This window comes from Pauljensenia sp. UMB9872, from assembly GCF_030212665.1.
GTDB lineage: Bacteria > Actinomycetota > Actinomycetes > Actinomycetales > Actinomycetaceae > Pauljensenia > Pauljensenia turicensis_B.
This window is the reverse complement of the sequence record NZ_JASOER010000014.1, coordinates 35,595-54,207: the sequence shown is the minus strand read 5'-3', so window position 1 is coordinate 54,207 and position 18,613 is coordinate 35,595. Positions and strand designations below refer to the sequence as shown.

The following is an 18,613-nucleotide window of genomic DNA, read 5'->3' as shown; positions in this document are numbered from 1 at the left end:
GTCCCTCAGTAATCCAGGCCACCGCGTCGCCACTCGTACACGTATGGCACGGTGATGAGCGCGATGAACGTCAGCATTGCAATAAGCCCGAACAGGCCGAGCTGGCTGAAGCTCACTGCCCACGGGTACATGAAGACGACTTCGATGTCGAAAATGATGAACGTCATGGCGACCAGGTAGTAACGAACCGGGAAGCGACCTTCGTGAAGGTGACCCGAGGTCGGTTCAATGCCGCATTCGTAGTTGTCAGCTTTGGTCTTAGACTTCTTCGTCGGTCCGAGAATCGCCGATGCGCCAAGGCCACCAAGTGCCAGCACGAGTGCAGCCGCAGCCATAATCAGCAACGGAAAATAGGGATTCGTCATTGTTCCTCCCAGGGTTGAAAGAAGTGAAGGGCGTTCATACGGACGGCACCATCTTTGTCAACATTGTGATGAGGCGGTCATCAAAGTCGCCGCCCTTACGTTCATAGCCGTCAGAAAGTAGCTTGTGAACGAAAGTCATAAGTCGCGGAATTGGCAGGCCCTTGTTAGTGCAGAGCTGCATGATTCGCGGATTTTCAATAAGAGCCACGAAGACTCGGCCCAGCTGGTAGTAGCCACCGTATTCTTCGCGGAGAAGTTCGGGGTATTCGCTCATGGCGCGGTCGATGCCTACCGACGTAGTGCGCGAGAAGGCTTGGGCGATGCACGAGGCCGCGAAGCGACCCGCCTTCAGAGCCGGTGCGATACCTTCGCCATTAAACGGAGACACCAGGCCACCTGCGTCACCAACGAGTACGAGACCCGACACGTAGTGTGGCTTGCGGTTGAAGCTCATCGGGAGCGCAGCTGAGCGGAGCGGACCGATCTGATTTTCAGGGGTGAATCCCCATTCCTCGGGCACGTTCGCGATCCACTGTTCGAAGACTTTCTTGTAGGGAAGCTGCGTCGCATTGGCTGTGGAGGCAACAGAGCCCAAACCAACGTTGACGATTCCGTCGCCCATGGGAAAGACCCAGCCGTAACCGGGAAGCAGGGCCGATTGCCCGGGCACGCCCGACCAGAGTTCCAGCTGGGATTCCATGTAGTCTTCGTTGCCACGAGGCGACTTGAAGTAGGCGCGCGCTGCAACACCCATGGGGCGCTTGGTCGCTTTTTCGATGCCGAGAGAGGTAGCGAGCCTGGCAGAAACACCACCGCAGTCGACAACCATCTTGGCGCGCATTTCCAAGGCTTCGGCATCTTTACCGCGCCCCTTCTTTGCCTTCACACCGCACACGCGACCCATTGGACTGGTCAGTGCGCCGGTGACGGTAATTCCCTCCATCAGACGGGCGCCAGCATTCACAGCATGTTGGATCAGATCGTGGTCCAGCTGCATGCGTGCGCGCGTCATTCCATAGCCCGGAAGCGACTTCTGATCAGGCCAATCAAGGGAAATCGTGTGTCCTCCGCCGACGACGGTCAGCCCTCGGTTTCGGTTCCACGTGGAGATGTCCATGCCCATCGCGATCAATTCGTGGACGGCCGCGGGAGTCAGGCCGTCACCGCAAATCTTGTCGCGCGGAAACTCTGCTTTTTCAAGGACGAGGACGTCAATCCCTAGCTTTGCCAGGTGATATGCGGTGGAGGAACCCGCAGGTCCGGCACCGACGATAATGACGTCGGCATCCGTTACGCCAGTAAGGTCGTTGACCACTGGTAGCCCTCCCAAGAGTGAGCGCAACTGTACGGGCTGCGCAGATGTGCAAGTCGGAGCGGTGTGCACTGCACCGCGATCCGAATTGCAAGCGTAGCCCGTTGCGCCAACGAGTGCGCCCGTTCTTCAGGAAAGGCGGATTTTCGGGAAAAGTGAAATGCGAGCGTTAACAAAGATGCATTCAATTCGGAAAAAGAAGGCGTGCCTAATTCGGCACGCCTTCCTCCTCATTGATCTTTGGCCCCCTTAGGGCAATGGCTTCACAGCCCGGTGTAGTGCCGCGATTCCGCCAGTAAGGTTTCGGTACTGAACATCGACCCAGCCGTTCGCGACGATCATTCGAGCAACATCTTGCTGATCCGGCCAATCACGAATCGACTCGATCAGATAGTCATAGGCGACATCATTCGACGACATTGCTTTCGCCATCACCGGCATCACGGTGGACTGATAGAAGTTGTAGAGCCTACGGAAAACCGCGTTCGGCGGGGTTGAAAACTCGCAGACAACCAAGCGACCTCGTGGACGAACAACTCGCGCCATCTCACGTAGCGCGCGAGCTGGATCTGGGATATTACGCAGACCCCACGAAATCGTCACCGCATCAAAGGACGCGTCTTCGAACTGCAGGTCAAGCGCGTCACCCTGGACGAACTCAATGTCGGGGTGACGCTGGCGACCAACTTCGATCATGCCTTCGGACAGGTCGCAAGCCACAACCTCCGCCCCGCCTTTCGCCAAGGCTGCCGACGACGCACCCGTGCCCGCAGCGAGGTCAAGGATCCTCTCCCCCGGCGCCGGCTTAACCGCGTTGCGCAACGCGACCATCCACACGTGGTCCATACCGCCTGTCATCAGCGCATCCATAAGGTCATAGCGCTCGGCAACATGGTCGAACATCGATGCGACGTCGGTGGTCGATTTCGTCAGGTCAGCGCGCAGTGCGCCCGAAGATTCATTCTCCATACCCCTATCTTCCCACGTCGGAGCCTCGTGTCATACCTGCGCCCATATCGCACTGCTCGTTCGCACTTCGTGCATCCCCGCTCCCACGCCTGCCCTCACCAGTAAAACACCCGCATTGATTCACCCACACACCCCCACTCAGGTGAGGCGCGCACAACCCAGCAAAGTTGCGCGAGTAATATTGACCCATGCCCACCGACCTTTCCGTTCCCACTTTGCGTGTGCGTGCAGCCTCACTTCAAGGCACCCGCTGGGAAAACACGCCACTGCTTGAACTAATCCCCGACGGCGTTTCACCTTTCGTGTGGTTCGGGTGGCGTCAATCAATGGTCGGCTGGGGCACCGCCGCCGAATGGTCCTCCAACACCCCGTCCGCTATTTCCGATTCGGCATCGTGGTGGGACCAGGTGCGCCGATCCGCAATCAGCGAGACCGACCACACTGGCCTCAGCCTTCCCCTTGCTTTTGGGTCCTACGGTTTCGTTTCCCCCTCTGTTTCATACCTGAGCGTCCCCGAATTCGTGATCGCGACGACCAACAAGGAACGCTGGGCTGTTTCAATGTCCTGCTCGGATACTGCTCGCGATCCACTTGAGGTGCTCACCCAGCTCCGCCCCAGTTTTAAGGACAGCGAACTGACCGGGCCGGGCGGCCTCGTGACCGATACCGGCAGGATGACGCAAGCCGAATGGGCGTCCAGCGTCGAAGAACTCGCGAGGCGCCTCCAGGCTGGGGATGCCGCGAAGGCCGTCATGGCGCGCGACATGCTCGTACGGGCTGAAACCGCGATTGACCAGCGCTATCTTCTTGCTCGACTCAATAGGCTCTACCCGCAGACCTGGCGTTTCGCCGTCCATGACCTTGTGGGCGCCACTCCTGAAATGCTCGCGTCCGTGCACGTTTCTCAACTGCGTTCGCGAGTCTTGGCTGGAACTGCACCCGCCGGCCATGCCGACGAATTGCTCGCATCCGCGAAGGATCGTCGCGAACACACTTTGGCGGTTGATTCCGTTGTTTCGGCGCTCGCTCCCCTAGTATCTGAAGTCAACGCGCCCGATACCCCCTTCATTTTGGAGCTCCCGAACGTCGTCCACTTTGCTTCCGACATTCACGCCACTTTGGCAGATTCGAACCTGTTGGATGCAGTCGCCGCTTTACATCCGACCGCAGCAGTCTGCGGGACACCGCGCCTCGAAGCGCTTGAACTGCTGAAAGTTCACGAGCAAACCGCGCGCGGACGCTATTCCGGACCAGTCGGTTGGATCGACGCCGACGGTGAGGGTGAATTCTGCATTGCCCTGCGCTGTGGCCTTGTTGAAGACGACGGACATACACTGCGCATTTTTGCTGGTGGCGGGATTATGCCGGATTCTGATCCTGAGATTGAGCTTGCAGAAACGCGCCAGAAGATGGCGCCACTGCTGGACGCACTCAGCTTGTGAGGGGCATCCTTGGCCGGCTGACTTTGTCGCTTGGCGGGTAGAGCGTCGCGTCAGGTGCAACCGGTGCCAGGGCCAGGGTCGTGGCGGGGGACCAACTACACCCAACGCGACAAATCCAAGCTTTTAGACACATATCCGTCGCCTCAGGTGCAACCGGGGCCAAGGTCAGGGTCGTGGCACGACACCAACTACACCCAACGCGACAAATCCAAGCTTTTAGACACACAACCGTCGCACCAAGTGCAGTCGGGAACAAAAAACCAACCCACACACGGCACCAACCACACCCAACGCGACAAAAACACGACTATCCAAGCAAAACCGTCGCGTCAGGTGCAACAGGCGCCTAGATCAAGGTCCTAACGTGACCCCAACTACACCCAACGCGACAAAAACACGACTATCCAAGCAAAACCGTCGCACCAAGTGCAGTCGGCGCACTTGCAGCAGAAGAGAAACCCCTAGACCGCTCCAAAAATCAACGGTTGATAGACAGTAAGGCCCTGGCTTCTACGGGCACATACTGTGTCCGCAGAAGCCAGGGTCTTGTTTCGTCTGACAGACGCTTCAGCTACTGGTACAGCACGCTATACCGAATAACGCTCTCCACGCCGATCAGTTGAACTCCTTGCGAGTACGTCGTTGGGATGCCACCATGACGCCACCTGCAACAAGGAAAGCTAGCGACATGTACACAGACAGCCCAAGGTGCGTAGCACCCGTCTTCGGGAGTTTTGCAAGCGATGGTGGCTTGACATCGATAACTGCAGGATCTTCCGTGACCTTCAAGGTGAGCTGAACTGCTGAGCTGTCAGTTCCCTCGAGGATCTTGTCACGTCCGCCTTCCTTCTGGACAGAAACCCATTCCATCGAGAACGATGCCGAACGACCACCTTCAACTGCAGCCAACGCCTTCATGTATCCAGAAACCTCGCTGCTCACGGTGATGTTCTGGTCGAGTGGCGCGGTGTCTGGCACCTTGAAGCCAGCCACTGTCAGACTCAAGCTCGGCTTCGTGTCATCATGAATTGCTTGACGCAAAGCCTTGTACGTCGGGTAGTCGCCCTTAAGCCTCATCGAAATAGTGACGACACCATCTGCATACGTCACATCCGAGATCTCAAAAGCATCCGTTCCGGTCAGCGCGTAGCTTGCCTTGTCCTTCGGCCAGACTGCTCGAAATTCTTCAGGAACACTAATGCGAGTCGTGAATTCACTCTCGATCTGCTTCACCAACACTCGATCGAAGTGCTCCGCGGGCACGTTGTTGCTCTCTTCGATCTCTTCCATCTTCTTCTGAATCCCGCTGACATCAAGGTCTGCCGAGAAGTTCAATTCACTTCCACGCTTGGTCATGTGGATAGCTGAATTCTCGGTATCACCATTGACCAGAATGTCGGCGGGCAACAGCGTCTGCTCCGGAGTGATGACCGTGAAACGAATGGACTTATCCGAAGCATCGGCCATGCCATCCCTGCCATCAGGCCACTGTTCCGCACTCCACAAGAAGTTGAATTCCTTAGCCGTTCCTGCTTCAGAGGTAGCTGTCGCTTCGAACGCGCCGGTGACTTCACCAAAGACCGTCAGTTGCTTACCAGCCGGAGCATCCGAATTAACCGTGACACCGGGGATAACCATCTTCATCCAGTGATCCTTCGCACCAGCATCCATAACAATCTTATTCAACTGTGCGTAGTTCGTGACGTCCTTATTCAGCGTCATCTTCACCGTAAGGGTTCGACCGTGAACTGATGTTTCCTCAACCTTGAAGCCTTCACCAAAGTCCAGAGCTTGTGGCGTGACTTCTGCCGGAAGCGAGAGGCCTTCCGGCATAGTGAAGGTTGCTTCGAAGCCAAAGTTGCGAACCTGAATCCCAAGTTTCTCGTAATCAGCAACCCCAGGATAAAGAGCCTCGATTGCTTTCATTTGTTCTTTAATAGGCTCAACATTCAGTGCGCCTACAAAGTCGAGCGATTCCCCACGACGCACCGGGTAAGCAGCATGATGCTGAGTTTCTTCACCAACCAGAATATCGGCGGGCAGAATCCCCTGATACGGCTTCACTACAACGAGCGTGTACTCAATTGCCTTGACGTTGCTCGAGTTCGGATCCCTTGTCGGAAGATCTTGCACCGCATTCCAAGCGAACTTGAAACGCTTTGAGGTACCACCGGGGCTTGTAGCAACTGCCGAGAATGAACCGGTAACCTTTCCGCTTAGCGTGAGCTTGTCACCGTTGGCAACCTTGTCACCATCGATACCCAAACCATTAACCGTCAGCGTTAAACCGCCATCAGCCATCGGGGTAACAGATTCTACAGCCGCCTTGAGTTTGGCGTAATCCGTCATTCCCGCTTTCAGGCTCAGGGTCACGGTGATGTCGCGATCATCAACCTTCACGTCCGTGACCTCGAAAGCATCACCCAAACCTGCCGGGGTCACCTGAGGAGACTCAGGGATAGTGACGCCCTCCGGCATGGTCAACGTTGCAGTGAACGTCGATGTCGGAGAAGTCAAAGCAATCTGTGAAAGCTTCGAGTTTTCGCTGTTAGCGCTTCGATCCATCATGACCGCAGAACGATCACTACCCGTAACCTCAGGGAACAACGATTCAATCATGTTCATCTGATCTTTGATGGAATCTGCGTTAATAACACCGGTCACGCTGAATGTGTCGCCAACGCGAACAAATTGTTCCTTGGAGCTTTCGGCGGGGCTGACACCCCAGATATCTCCGGGGATTTCACCATCCTGCTGGATCTTTTCAACCTTCGGATCTTCTTTCCATCCGAGGTAGAAGGTCACATCTTCCGTGATTTGTGGGTTATCTCCTGGTCTGGAGAACAACCACGACTTCCGGTCCTTGAAGTTATAGCTCTTTCCACCGGTGGGGGTTGCGTACCAACTCGTCGTGTCGCCGAGTATCCATCCGTTCTTCTGAGCCTTCTGATCCGGCACAAGCGTGTTGTAGTCGAGCGCACCAAGAAGAGAGCGGAACTCGTCGCCGTATTCTGCCTTCTTCTTCAGTACTGCGACGTCGCCACCGTTGGGATCGGTAATCACCGTGAACACGTCTGGGTTCGTCTTGAAAACGGAATCGTCTGAGAAGCGACCGCCATTTGCAGAGAATGCAACCTGATACAGGTTGACGTCGTACTGCGCATACAAGTCGATGCTTGATGCACCCGTCACGGGAAGAGTCTCGCCCGGAGCAATCGGCTTGCCATGCCCTGCAGGATCCGTCGTCCAATGCTTGAACGTCTTTCCTGGAACAGCAAATGTTGAATCTTGAGCGCTGATCGAGTCAAAGTCCAGAACAGTCGCTGACTGAGCCGAGGGAGCAACGGCACTGACGAAGTTCGTGCCACCGTTGTTGTTGTGGTAGATCACCGACGCTGCATTCCACTTAGCGTAAACCTCAAGGTTCGTATCCACGACAGATGAAGCTTCAAACGAGTGTTCCACACCAGCGGCATCCCTATAGAACCAGCCGAGGAACTCGACTCCATTCGCGTCAGTCGGAGTACCGGGATCCACATTTCCAGCAATCATGTCGAGGGCATACCCGCGAATTGTGGTGGCAGTCTTGGACTGTTGTGCCCCGTCTGCGAATGAGGCGTTGGAGTTGTTCAATACGTAGGTAACCTTGGCGCTTGGTACCCACACGTGTTTGAGACCATCATCTGAGGCACGCTCGACGTTATAGGTGTACCTGTCACCATTAATGTTCTTCGGATTCAACACGTTCGTGGAAGAATCGGCCAAGGTTAGCAGGCTCAGTCGCTCATTACCGTTCTCGGCACCGTTCGTCGGCGTGGTGACGTTATAGTTGTAGCTTGGATCATAAGCGATCTTGAACGAGCCACCGGTTACAACGTACTGCGCAGGAGGGTTCGCACCACCATTATCAGCTATTTTATCTACCGCAGCAGTGTTGATAACACTGTTGCCAACAAACTTAATGAACTGCTTTTCTGGCTTATTTAGACCAGCTCCGAATAGCGGGGTGTACCGCAGGTTTTCACCGACGAGAGTGGAGTTCGTAAACGTGGCGTTTGAATTTGCGTAGTTGACGTTTAAGCCACCCGCGGTGCTGTTTTTGAAGACCACCGTGGAGTCGGTGACTTCCATGGTTGAGTCTTGGCCATTAGTAATACGCGATCCGTCAGAGGTCAACGTAGAGCCGTTGATGATTCGACTCTGACCCTCAATTGCCATCGTCTGCTTGTAATGATAAGAACCAGTGGCTTTGTAGACATATAAGTCAGAGTTATTCAGATCAAGAATATACGTGTCTTTTACAGGGTTCAGGTAGAACCAGACTCCGCGCGTGGTGAGCGACGCATTGCTCATCACAAGCGGAGCGTACTGCTCGCTCGTTTCATTCTTCGCTTGCACATTCACCGTGCAGTTGTTGAAGCTAGAACCTGTCCCATAGGTGAAAGCTCGCCCAGTGCTCTCCATGGCAGATACGGTCAGCGCCTCTCGCGACGAACCATTGAATGTGCCTTTCAGGTGAAAAGCAATCGCATTCCGATCAAGGATGTAGATACCATCGTTGACTTCCGCGCCAGAAGCAATATCAAGAGCAGTTGCAAAACCGCTCATCGTGAGCCTAGCGCCATGAGAGGCACCCAGCTTCGCACCGGAAGAAAGAATGATGCCCTTTTGGCCGTTTGAACCGGTAAAGGTGGCATCTGAGTACACGTCAAGGTGTGCACCACTTGGGATAGTGAGTGGAGTGCCGGTTGTGAACGTGCCTGCAATATGCAAAGTTCCGCCGTCACCAAGTGCATTTAAACCAGCTTTCAGCGATGCAAGTGGCGCATCCGCAGAAGTGCCAGCATTATCATCAGTGCCAGAATCAGCATTCACCCAGACGTCAGACAGAGACTTGTTAGCCGGCGCCATACGAGGAAGCCTGCGTGGCTGAGCTATCTTATTTGAATCGGAGGGTGACGCTTGAGAAGGAAGCGATGACGAATCGGTTGGTTCAGCAGAGTCAGTCGACTGCTTGTCTTCCGTTGTAGCATTCTTAGAATCGCTCGAATTTGAAGCCGACGCTCCCGTCCCCTTGTTCGATGCATCTGCCTGGGATGACGAATCGGTCGGCGCAGTCTGAGACGCAGGAGTCTGCACCTGAGAAACCGCACTCTCTGAGCCTTCTATCTGTTCAGTAGCCCATGCGCTTGCTGGTACGCCTACTAGGACTACCGAGGCAGAGACGGCGAGCGCAAGTAGGCGCTCTACACGGCTCCCCCCCCGCCTTCCGCGGAGATCGATGATTCTTCATCACTCACCTCTTATTCTTAGAAACACCTTTGTTCTCAACGAGGAAAACTCCGGCTCGCATATACAATGGGACGCTTACATTATCTTCCTCGTCACCCAGAAAGCGCCACCCCCCCCGCACTCCCGCGAGACATGTCACATCTTTTTGGAGTAACTGTCCGCGCCAAGCGCAAATCGCGACATGCACATACACACAGGTGGGCCCACCCAAAGGGTGAGCCCACCGAGAGTTCGAATTAGCAGAGCTATCAGGACGCCTTGCCGAGCGTGACGGTCACATCCTGCTTCTCACCATTGCGGACGTAGGTGATCGTTACTTCCTGACCGCTACGGTAGCGACGAATGTACCCGGTCAACTGCTTCGACGAGGACACCGGCTCTCCATCAACGGCGGTGATCACGTCCCCTGCCTGCAACCCGGCCTGAGCGGCGGCACCGCCACGCGTCAACTCCTCAACCGAGGCGCCTGCAACGTTAGAACCGTCAACGGCAACAGCCTTCGTGGTCACCGAAACGCCCAGAACCGCATGGTCAACAGTGCCGGTTGCGATTAGCTGATCGGCCACGGAGGTCACCAAATCAACGGGGATAGCGAAGCCCAAGCCGATCGACCCGGCCTTGTCCGAGCTGGTGTTCGACGCAATCGACGAGTTGATTCCGATCACCCGACCGGTCGCATCAAACAGCGGGCCACCGGAATTACCAGGGTTAATGGATGCATCAACTTGGATGGCATTGGTGATCTGAGTATCCGTGGAGGCCTGAGCCCGAGCCTGATTTTCTTCTTGTCCGCCACCAAAACCAGGCAGTTGACCGAACGGATCGTTCGGGTCGAGCTCTTGAGAGTCTTCTTTGCTTCTCGAAACTTCAACTGGCCTGTTCAGAGCGGAAATAATACCGGTGGTTGCAGTGTTTGACAGGCCCAGCGGAGCGCCCACGGCCATGACTTCCTGGCCGACAGCCAAGTCTGACGACGAACCGAAGGCGGCGACCGTCAGGTCGGAAGGAGCGTTTTCCAGGCGAATAACAGCAAGGTCAGTTGTCGGGTCAGTTCCGACGACTGTCGCGTTGTACAAGCGACCATCGCTGAGAGTCACCTGGATCGTTGCATCGGCACCGGTCGCACCTGAAACGACGTGGTAGTTCGTGACAATGTCGCCTTGAGCGTTGTAGATGACACCGGATCCGACACCGGAGGACGAGCTGGACTGCACTGAAATCGTGACAACCGCGGGTTGGACAGCTGCCGCAACCGCCTGCCAGTCAGGGTCTTCACCGCTGGCATTAACAGGCTGGACGGTTGACGCGCTTGTCGCCGTGTTTGCTGACGAATCGGTTTCGCTTGCCTTTCCATGGCCGACATTGAGCATCACGAAGGCTCCCGACAGGGACACGGCAACGGTAGCCATCATGCCAAGGATCATTGCAAGCCAGCTAGGACCGCGACGCTTCGGACTCTGCGTTGCAACAGGTGCCGTCGGCGTATTTGTCGGTGCACTCAAAGGTGAGGGGTAGGCGTGAGTCTGCGTCGTCGGCCCATTCCCGCCCGCATACGAGGCTCCCTGCGAACGCGATCCTGGCTGATTCGGCTGGTGAAAGCCTGCTGATTGAGTGGCCCCCGCGCCCTGGTAAGCCTGAGAGCTCGACGGCTGGTAGGGCTGGCCACTCGTTGCAGATCGGTAGGTGCCACCGGAGGTCACGCCGGAGTACGCAGAACCTGTTCCGTATGACCCCTGCTGTTGCGCGGGAGTCGAACCGGTCGCGCTCGCCTGCTGAGCGGGTGAAGCTGGACGGGCAAACCTTGCGTGAGGCAACGACTCTGTCGGCCTAGTTGGAAACGACTCTGTTGGCGTGGTTGAACCAGAGACTTGAGCGGGACGCCCCGCCCAGCGGGAGAGCGGAGTCGATTCCGACGTCCCCGAAGCGCCCGCGTCACTGGCCTGCGTTTGGACACGTGGTGCTGGCTTAGCTGTGGGGGTAGTTTCTGCCTTCGTCGGTTCTGATGACAAGGCGCGCTGTTCGCCATTGTTGGGTGAGTCGCTCATTGCGGATCCTTCATTAGCTAGCGTGTTAAAACTGAGTGCTTCTTAGAAGCTGATGACATTAGTGTGCACCCGCTTCTTGCCGACTCACTGAATCTTTCCTGTACGTTTCCTGTGGTACTCAATCTGATCCGCCAGCTTCCTCACATCAGCAATTTGCGCAGGTCGAGCACATTTCACATGACAAATCCGGATCCCGTGTACGTCGGAATCAAGCTCGCGCATCACGTCCTGACGCGTCATACATTCCACATAATCCACGCCGTAGGCGTGAGCCAAATGCTCAAGAGACTGCGGTTGAGCAGTCGCAAACCATCTCTCGAACGTCGGAGCGTTTTCTGGGCGACCGTGTTCAAGGGTGGAGAAAATTGACCCGCCGCCATCGTCAGCAACAAAGATCAACAAATCGGGGACGGCCTCGTCCGCTGGGATAGCCAACGCACCCGCATCGTGGAAGAACGTCAGATCCCCCATCAGCGCAACAGTCGGCTCTTCGCGAACACATGCCAGACCAATCGCAGAAGCAATCGTGCCATCAATTCCCGCAAGCCCCCGGTGAGAAACAACGGAGCGCCCATGCCCATCAACACCAACCAGGTCAAGCGCACGGATCGAGTTAGATGCTCCCACCATCAGCGGACGCGAATCGTGACTCCACACCAAGTCAGCAAGAACAAGCACAGACATCGGGGATTCATCAAGAATCGTGCGAATCTGCTGGGAGACTCTTCGCCCAGCTTCCTTCCACTGCTCCAGCCACGCATCGTCCGTTGAAATCTGGCGTGGCGGAGCAAGCGACGCCACCACTTCACTGGCACGCCCCTGAACATCAACCCACTCATCATGCGGATCGACAACAATCAAACGAATGTCATTGCGCCCAAGTAACGCAGACACGGGACGCGACAGGGTCGGACGACCGGTAACGATCACCTGTTGAATCTGTTCTGCTAAGGGCGAGGCAAGGAGCACCTGCTGGTGAGCAATTCGATTCGGATCGCACGCAAGAACACTGGTCGGTTCAGCAAAAATCGGGATCTTCGCATAATCCGCCCAGGCTTGCCCACTCTGGTCATCGCCATCGCCCGCCACGATCACAGTTCGCAGTGACGAATCAACGACCTCTTCCCACGCCTGACCGAGACGACGAGGTAGGTAGATCGACGGCGATGAAACCTTGGCAAGAGACAAAGGCTCAAGTGTCGCTGAACCTGACTGAGGTGTCAGCGGATCACGGAACGCAACATTGATGTGAACGGGACCCGCAACACCTGACGGTCTACCACATGCGCGATGCACGGCTCGAGCCACTCGCGAGTCAACACGCTGATCGGGCTCGCTATCCGCTGGCAAATCAAGGACAGTTGGAGCGTGCGGACCGAAAATGCCGTGCTGAATCGTGGTTTGAGATGCCCCAACACCGCGCATTTCATCTGGACGATCCGCGCTGAGAACGATCAGAGGCCGGTGAGCGTGAGCGGCCTCTGCGACCGACGCATGTAACTCAGCCACCGCCCCGCCCGAAGTCGTCACAATCGCAACCGGCGACAGGTCCTCGACGTCTTGGCAGGTGGGCTCGCTTGCCCCTCTTCTGGTCAAGCCGAGTGCGAGGAATCCAGCTGAGCGCTCATCAAGACGAATATGGGCGCGGACAAGGTCGCCCCGCACTGCTGAGTCAAGAGCGTAGGCAAGGGGCGCGCTACGAGACCCAGGGCAGTACACGATGTCATTGACACCCGCAGCAATCAGCGCACCGACAATGCGCTGGGCAAGAACAATTGACTGGGATTCAGGCATGATGTCCTCCAGCGACAGATTCGAGATGCGCACACATGAGGTCAAGACGGTGAAGCCACCGGTCACGTATTTCAGCGTCAACGAGGTGGGCATCCACCAGACTCTGATCTGGTTCAACGTCGCACACCGGCAAAAACCCATCAACCGGAAGCAGGCTTTGCGGGACAACGTCACAAGCCAAGAAGTGCGATGTCGCCAATCCGCACGCGCGTACTGTTCCTGGCAGAAGCGAAGCGGCCCGCACACCGACTCCCAGGCCAACGCTGGATTCCAAGGCAGATGAAACCACCAGGTCCAAGCCGGTTTGCTCACCAATCTGTAGGGCTCGTTCGATTCCACCAAGCGGAGCAATTTTAATGATCGCAACATCCGCGGCCTGAGCGCGCGCAACTGCCTGAGGATCATCCGCCCTGCGAATTGATTCGTCTGCAGCAATGGGCACATCAATTGAACGACGCAAGGTTGCCAAATCTTCGACGCTGGCACACGGCTGTTCTGCGTATTCAAGACCGCCCACCTGCTTTGCTGCACGGTCTAGCTGGGGAATGGCTTTTCGCGCGTAGTCCACATCCCATGCGGCATTCACATCGACTCGAATACGACCGTGTTCGGCTCCGACCGTATCAACAAGCGCCTGAGCAACGGCTTCGACTCGAGCAATATCTTCACCCAGTTCAGTATTGGGATCCGCAACTTTCACCTTCGCCGTAGCGCAACCACCCGAACTGATGACTCTCTGGTAGGCATCGGATGCGCAGACAACCGGAATCGTGACATTCACGGGAACGCGATCTCGCAGTGAAGTTCTGCGCGGTCCAGTCGCTACCGAATGGGCGCCAGCCAGCCAGGTTGAGGATTCAACCGGGTCATAATCCCAAAATGGCGCTGCTTCTGCCCAGCCGGACGGCCCGTGTAATAGCAGTCCTTCCCTGCTGGTCACGCGCCTAAAACGCACGTTCATCGGCAGATGGTGAAGAAGCAGATCATCGACACCATCAAGAATGCGACGAACATGGCTCGGCAAAGATGCCATATCAATGCGCGTCAGTTCGCCATGGGATTCGCTCATACTTCCATTGTGCCCGAATTGGCGTCTCAACAAACTGTGAGGACGCCCAGTTGTAGATTGTCGTTATTCACAGGCGACACCTGTGGATAACTAGTTTCCACAAGGAATCCCGGCCTCGTGCGCTTCACGGAAGGCAAGAGGCTAGGCTGGTTGCATGAGCGCACTGCCTTTCATCTCCGATACTTTCGACCCTGCCCGCTGGCGCGAGGTCGAAGGATTCACGCTGACCGACATGACATACCACCGCGGTATTTCGCGTGGCGAAGCCGAAGACGGCCGCCCCAAGGGCGCCGACATGCCCGTCGTTCGAATTGCATTTGACCGCCCCGACATTAGAAACGCCTTCCGCCCCCACACCGTTGATGAGCTCTATCGTTGCCTCGACCACGCACGGATGACGGGCGATGTCGCAGCGGTGATCCTGACGGGCAATGGCCCCAGCTCCAAGGACGGTGGCTATTCCTTCTGTTCGGGCGGAGACCAACGCGTGCGAGGCAATGACGGCTACCGCTACGAAGTGGACGGAGCTGACTCTCAAGCCGACACTTTAGTTCGTCGCGAGCAAGTAGATCCTGCTCAGGCTGGACGCCTGCATATTCTTGAAGTTCAGCGTTTGATTCGTACCATGCCGAAAGTTGTCATCGCGGCAGTTCCTGGGTGGGCTGCCGGTGGCGGGCATTCTCTGAACGTGGTCTGTGACCTGTCCGTCGCGTCGAAAGAGCACGCTGCGTTCATGCAGACTGACGCGAATGTTGGGTCCTTTGACGCCGGATATGGGTCAGCTCTGCTGGCCCGCCAGGTCGGCGACAAGAGGGCACGCGAGATCTTCTTCCTCGCTAAGCGCTATGACGGCGATACTGCTGAAAAGTGGGGCGTCGTCAATGCGTCGGTTCCCCATGCGCAACTGGAGGAACGCGCGCTCGAGTGGGCTGCCACAATCGCTACCAAGAGCCCCCAGGCAGTCCGTATGCTCAAGTTCGCCTTCAATTTGGCAGATGACGGAATGGCAGGCCAGCAGGTGTTCGCGGGCGAGGCCACACGCATGGCGTATATGACCGCGGAAGCACAAGAGGGACGCGATGCATTCTTAGAGCATCGTCAGCCCGATTGGAGCGGGCACCCGTACTACTTCTAAACCGAGGAAGCCAGAACGCAGTGAAGGTTCAGCGACATACAACCGCTGAGCCTTCACTATAAAAACGTGCGGACAGACCTTGGTTGAAGCCCGTAGGTAAAAGCCTGTAGCAGGCCCAGTAAAAGCCTTGGTAAAAGCCCATAGCGGGCCCCAGTAAAAGCCTGGGCATACCTCAGTAGTGGGAAACCACCGTGGTGCCGTAGTCGGACCAGTCGTAGATGAACTTGGCCGCTTCAACCGGCATGTTCACACAACCGTGCGAACCACCGGGGCCGGACCAACCAAAAGATGAACGCCATGGTGCACCGTGGAACGCGTAGCTACCGGTGAAGTAGGTAACCCATGGGACGTTCGGAGTTTCGTACTTGGAACCGTCAACGTTTTCGCCACGCATTGTCTGCTTCGCGTACTTCAAGTAGACGTGGTAGGTGCCGGTGACAGTCGGGGTCGCGGGGGCGCCGGGAACCATGTAGTAGGGGCCGCCAACGACCGTGCCACCCTCATATGCAATGACGGTGCTTTCGCTGAGGTTGACGTCGATCCACTTTTCACCGTCAAGCGCCTGGTAGACCAGGTTTTCTGCGCCTTCAGCGACCTGACGGCTCTCGTAGGTGGGTTGAACCTCGTCATAGGTAAATTCGCCGCTGTACGCGGTCTGGGCGTTGACAGATTCAACCAGTGCCTGAGCGATCGCATCGACATTGTTGACGCTCTTGCCAGGTTGGCCTTCCTTGAAGACAGTCAGAACCTGACCTGCAGAGTTCACATTGTTCACACCGTTCACAACGGCGGTGTTTGATGCTTCAGCGGTTGCCTGAACCCACGCGGTGGCCTTTTCAAGGTTGACCGAAGGAGCCTTCAGCGAGCCGTCTTCGTTTGTGGTGACTTCAATCCACGATGCTTTTTCTGCCGGTGTTGCGCTCACGGTTTCTGTTCCGGTGTTGATCGAAACGTCAACGGCGACCAGAGCATTTGCTTCAGTGGCTTTCTCGGCGGCGTCTTCGGTTGTCGCCTTAGGCTCACGCTGAACCGGAGAAAGAGTAACGGATCCGGAGGTCAGTGTACTCGCCTGTGCCAGTACGCCGTCCTTCACGGTCTGTGTATCGATTAGCGCACCAGCGACAGCTTCGGTGCCTTCGAAAGTGACACCGTCGCTGCCAAGGACAACCGTGCCTTCCTTGGCGGCAGTGCCGGTCGATTCAGCCAGCGTGGTCGCGAACTCGGACAGGATCACGTCGTCGGTGACCAGAACCGGAGCAACGTCCTTCTTGACGAACAGAGCCTTCATTTCAGTGAAGAAATTCTTGTTGCCTTCGAATGCTTCGTCGACGGTCTTGTCAACGTCAACAGTAACGCCAGCATCGGCAAGAGTCGTCTGCGAGGTCGCACCGTCAACGTCGAACGTCACGATGGTGTCCTCAACTCGCTGGGCGATGGACTCTTTGACCTGGTCGCGCGTCATCCCCGTAACGGAAACACCAGCGATCTCGACTCCGGGCAGAGCCTTGTGAGCGAAATACGCGGCATATGCGCCGGAGGCACCCAGGGCGACAAGAACAGTCGCAACGATACCTGCGACCGTCCACTTCATCTTGGAATTCAGCGTGTTCAACATCGGCTCAACCTTATCGGTTGTACATTTTTCAAGCGACTTGAGTCCCACAAGGAGGACTGGGAAGTCTGCCACAATTCCACGATCATTCTTGGCTTAATTGAGCGCTTTTTATGCGTGCAACCTAGGCTGTACGCAGCATAGAAGAGACGCATTCTAGGGGGATCCGCATTGCCAACTCGAACGCTGGTTGTACCTGGAGGAACCTCGATCGGAGCTGTCGCTCTTGCAAATGCGGCTCTTCACAAGCTGGTGGAGCTTTACAAAGAACGCCAGGCTGACCCGAATCACCCCGCACCTCACACGGTGGTTGTGATGCGTGATCCGAAGGATGTTCCGCCATCAACTCTGCGCGGGGCCTTGGCAACTGTCGAAGACGCGTTTCCAGCCGAACGTTTCCCCTCACTCTATCCGGCGATCACCGAGCCTGATTTCTTTAGCGGTGTCGACCTAGTCATTCCCACGTCCGGTTCGTCCGCAGGCACACCTCATCTTGTGGGCTTGTCGATCGATGCGTTGATCGCGTCCGCGCAGGCAACGCACGAATCCCTTTCCGGGCCGGGAAAATGGATTCTAGCACTGCCGACCCACCACATTGCCGGAGCGATGGTTTTGCTTCGCGCGGCCGTTGCTGAAACGAATCCGCAAATCGTTGATACCTCTGCCAGCTTCGATCCGCGAGCACTTCTTCCTGCGACCGCTGGTGCTACGGCCGAGGATGAGGTTCCCGGTTATCTGTCGTTGGTTCCGACCCAGTTGGCCTCGTGCTTGGCTAACGGTGAGGTGATTGAGGCTCTTTCGCGACTGTCCGCAATTTTGGTTGGTGGCGCGCACACGCGTTCGGATCTACTGGATGTGGCACGAGGCCATGGTCTGAATATCGTCACGACGTATGGGATGACGGAAACGTGCGGAGGGTGCATCTATAACGGAGTGCCTCAGCCCGGTGTTGAGGTGCGAACTGTTGAGCGTGATTCTCAGGCGCGGATTGCTCTTTCAGGCCCGATGCTGATGACTCGTTATGTGGACGGGGATTCCCCTCTTTTTGTTGAAGGAGGCACAACCTGGATACTGACGGGCGATATCGGTGTGATCTCGAGTGAGTCAACCGTGGAAATTCAGGGGCGCGCGGATGATGTCATTGTTTCCGGTGGTCTTTCTGTTGCTCCTGCCCCGGTCTTAGAAGCTGTTCTATCTTGCGATGAGGTAGCTGACGCGTGGGTGACGTCGACTCCCGACGATAAGTGGGGCGAGTTAATCACGACGCTGGTTGTCCCGAAGAATCCTATTTCATCTGCGGACGAGGTCGATCAGTTTGCTCGGCGTCTGCGTTCTGACGTGGGCGAGGTTTTGGGGCGCGCGTACGCTCCTCGCCGCGTTGTTGTGGCCGGCGCACTCCCCTACCTGTCGGGGATGAAGATCGACCGCATGGCGGCCGCGAAACTGTTGAAGGACGCTGAAGACACAGTCTTTGACTGGCGTCGTTAGGGCGCGTTTCTTGGGTTATGCGCCCTACATGTACCCGAAGCAGAATGCTGTTTTCAGCTCAGACAGCGTAAACTCGTGAAGCATGCTTGT

11 protein-coding genes are annotated in these 18,613 nt (G+C 56.5%); 3 read left to right on the top strand and 8 right to left on the bottom strand.

Annotated features, from left to right (window positions below; all coding sequences use genetic code 11):
- Positions 1–5 precede the first annotated feature (5 nt).
- The 3 genes from ndhC to QP109_RS06775 form a co-directional block, all read right to left on the bottom strand.
- Positions 6–365, bottom strand: coding sequence for an NADH-quinone oxidoreductase subunit A (gene ndhC, locus QP109_RS06785; protein WP_006680798.1), 360 nt, complete (start codon positions 363–365; stop codon positions 6–8).
- 34 nt (positions 366–399) lie between these two features.
- Positions 400–1,680 (bottom strand): geranylgeranyl reductase family protein, encoded by a 1,281-nt coding sequence (locus QP109_RS06780; protein ID WP_285024079.1) that lies wholly within the window; start codon positions 1,678–1,680, stop codon positions 400–402.
- Positions 1,681–1,926: 246 nt separating this feature from the next.
- On the bottom strand, positions 1,927–2,646 hold the full coding sequence (locus QP109_RS06775) for a class I SAM-dependent methyltransferase (protein ID WP_285024078.1): 720 nt from the start codon (positions 2,644–2,646) through the stop codon (positions 1,927–1,929).
- A gap of 188 nt (positions 2,647–2,834) precedes the next feature.
- Here QP109_RS06775 and QP109_RS06770 point away from each other — a divergent pair, with 188 nt between their 5' ends.
- Positions 2,835–4,088, top strand: a complete 1,254-nt coding sequence (locus QP109_RS06770) for an isochorismate synthase (protein WP_285024077.1) — start codon at positions 2,835–2,837, stop codon at positions 4,086–4,088.
- Positions 4,089–4,703: 615 nt separating this feature from the next.
- On the opposite strand, the gene QP109_RS06765 is transcribed toward QP109_RS06770, so the two are convergent.
- The 4 genes from QP109_RS06765 to QP109_RS06750 form a co-directional block, all read right to left on the bottom strand.
- Positions 4,704–8,999, bottom strand: a complete 4,296-nt coding sequence (locus QP109_RS06765) for an InlB B-repeat-containing protein (RefSeq protein ID WP_285024076.1) — start codon at positions 8,997–8,999, stop codon at positions 4,704–4,706.
- Between the two features lie 629 nt (positions 9,000–9,628).
- The gene (locus QP109_RS06760) at positions 9,629–11,425 is read right to left on the bottom strand and encodes a S1C family serine protease (protein ID WP_285024075.1); all 1,797 of its coding nucleotides are present in this window, start codon (positions 11,423–11,425) and stop codon (positions 9,629–9,631) included.
- A gap of 84 nt (positions 11,426–11,509) precedes the next feature.
- Positions 11,510–13,312, bottom strand: a complete 1,803-nt coding sequence (menD, locus tag QP109_RS06755; RefSeq protein ID WP_285024074.1) for a 2-succinyl-5-enolpyruvyl-6-hydroxy-3-cyclohexene-1-carboxylic-acid synthase — start codon at positions 13,310–13,312, stop codon at positions 11,510–11,512.
- Positions 13,212–14,288, bottom strand: coding sequence for an o-succinylbenzoate synthase (locus tag QP109_RS06750; protein WP_285024073.1), 1,077 nt, complete (start codon positions 14,286–14,288; stop codon positions 13,212–13,214). The genes menD and QP109_RS06750 overlap by 101 nt, the downstream gene beginning before the upstream one ends.
- Positions 14,289–14,442: 154 nt before the next feature.
- On the opposite strand from QP109_RS06750, the gene QP109_RS06745 reads away from it, so the two are divergent.
- A complete protein-coding gene (locus QP109_RS06745; protein WP_285024072.1) occupies positions 14,443–15,423 on the top strand; it encodes a 1,4-dihydroxy-2-naphthoyl-CoA synthase in 981 nt (326 codons plus the stop codon).
- 172 nt (positions 15,424–15,595) lie between these two features.
- On the opposite strand, the gene QP109_RS06740 is transcribed toward QP109_RS06745, so the two are convergent.
- Entirely contained in the window at positions 15,596–17,110 is a 1,515-nt protein-coding gene (locus QP109_RS06740) for a L,D-transpeptidase family protein (RefSeq protein ID WP_285024071.1), read from the bottom strand.
- A gap of 96 nt (positions 17,111–17,206) precedes the next feature.
- Here QP109_RS06740 and QP109_RS06735 point away from each other — a divergent pair, with 96 nt between their 5' ends.
- A complete protein-coding gene (locus tag QP109_RS06735) occupies positions 17,207–18,523 on the top strand; it encodes an AMP-binding protein (protein ID WP_285024070.1) in 1,317 nt (438 codons plus the stop codon).
- Positions 18,524–18,613: the final 90 nt, after the last annotated feature.

Coding starts and splice junctions, on each gene's coding strand:
- QP109_RS06765 (WP_285024076.1), bottom strand. CDS start 8,999: ATGGCGCCGGCTAACAAGTCTCTGTCTGACGTCTGGGTGAATGCTGAT.
- ndhC (WP_006680798.1), bottom strand. CDS start 365: ATGACGAATCCCTATTTTCCGTTGCTGATTATGGCTGCGGCTGCACTC.
- QP109_RS06745 (WP_285024072.1), top strand. CDS start 14,443: ATGAGCGCACTGCCTTTCATCTCCGATACTTTCGACCCTGCCCGCTGG.
- QP109_RS06760 (WP_285024075.1), bottom strand. CDS start 11,425: ATGAGCGACTCACCCAACAATGGCGAACAGCGCGCCTTGTCATCAGAA.
- QP109_RS06775 (WP_285024078.1), bottom strand. CDS start 2,646: ATGGAGAATGAATCTTCGGGCGCACTGCGCGCTGACCTGACGAAATCG.
- QP109_RS06770 (WP_285024077.1), top strand. CDS start 2,835: ATGCCCACCGACCTTTCCGTTCCCACTTTGCGTGTGCGTGCAGCCTCA.
- menD (WP_285024074.1), bottom strand. CDS start 13,312: ATGCCCACCTCGTTGACGCTGAAATACGTGACCGGTGGCTTCACCGTC.
- QP109_RS06750 (WP_285024073.1), bottom strand. CDS start 14,288: ATGAGCGAATCCCATGGCGAACTGACGCGCATTGATATGGCATCTTTG.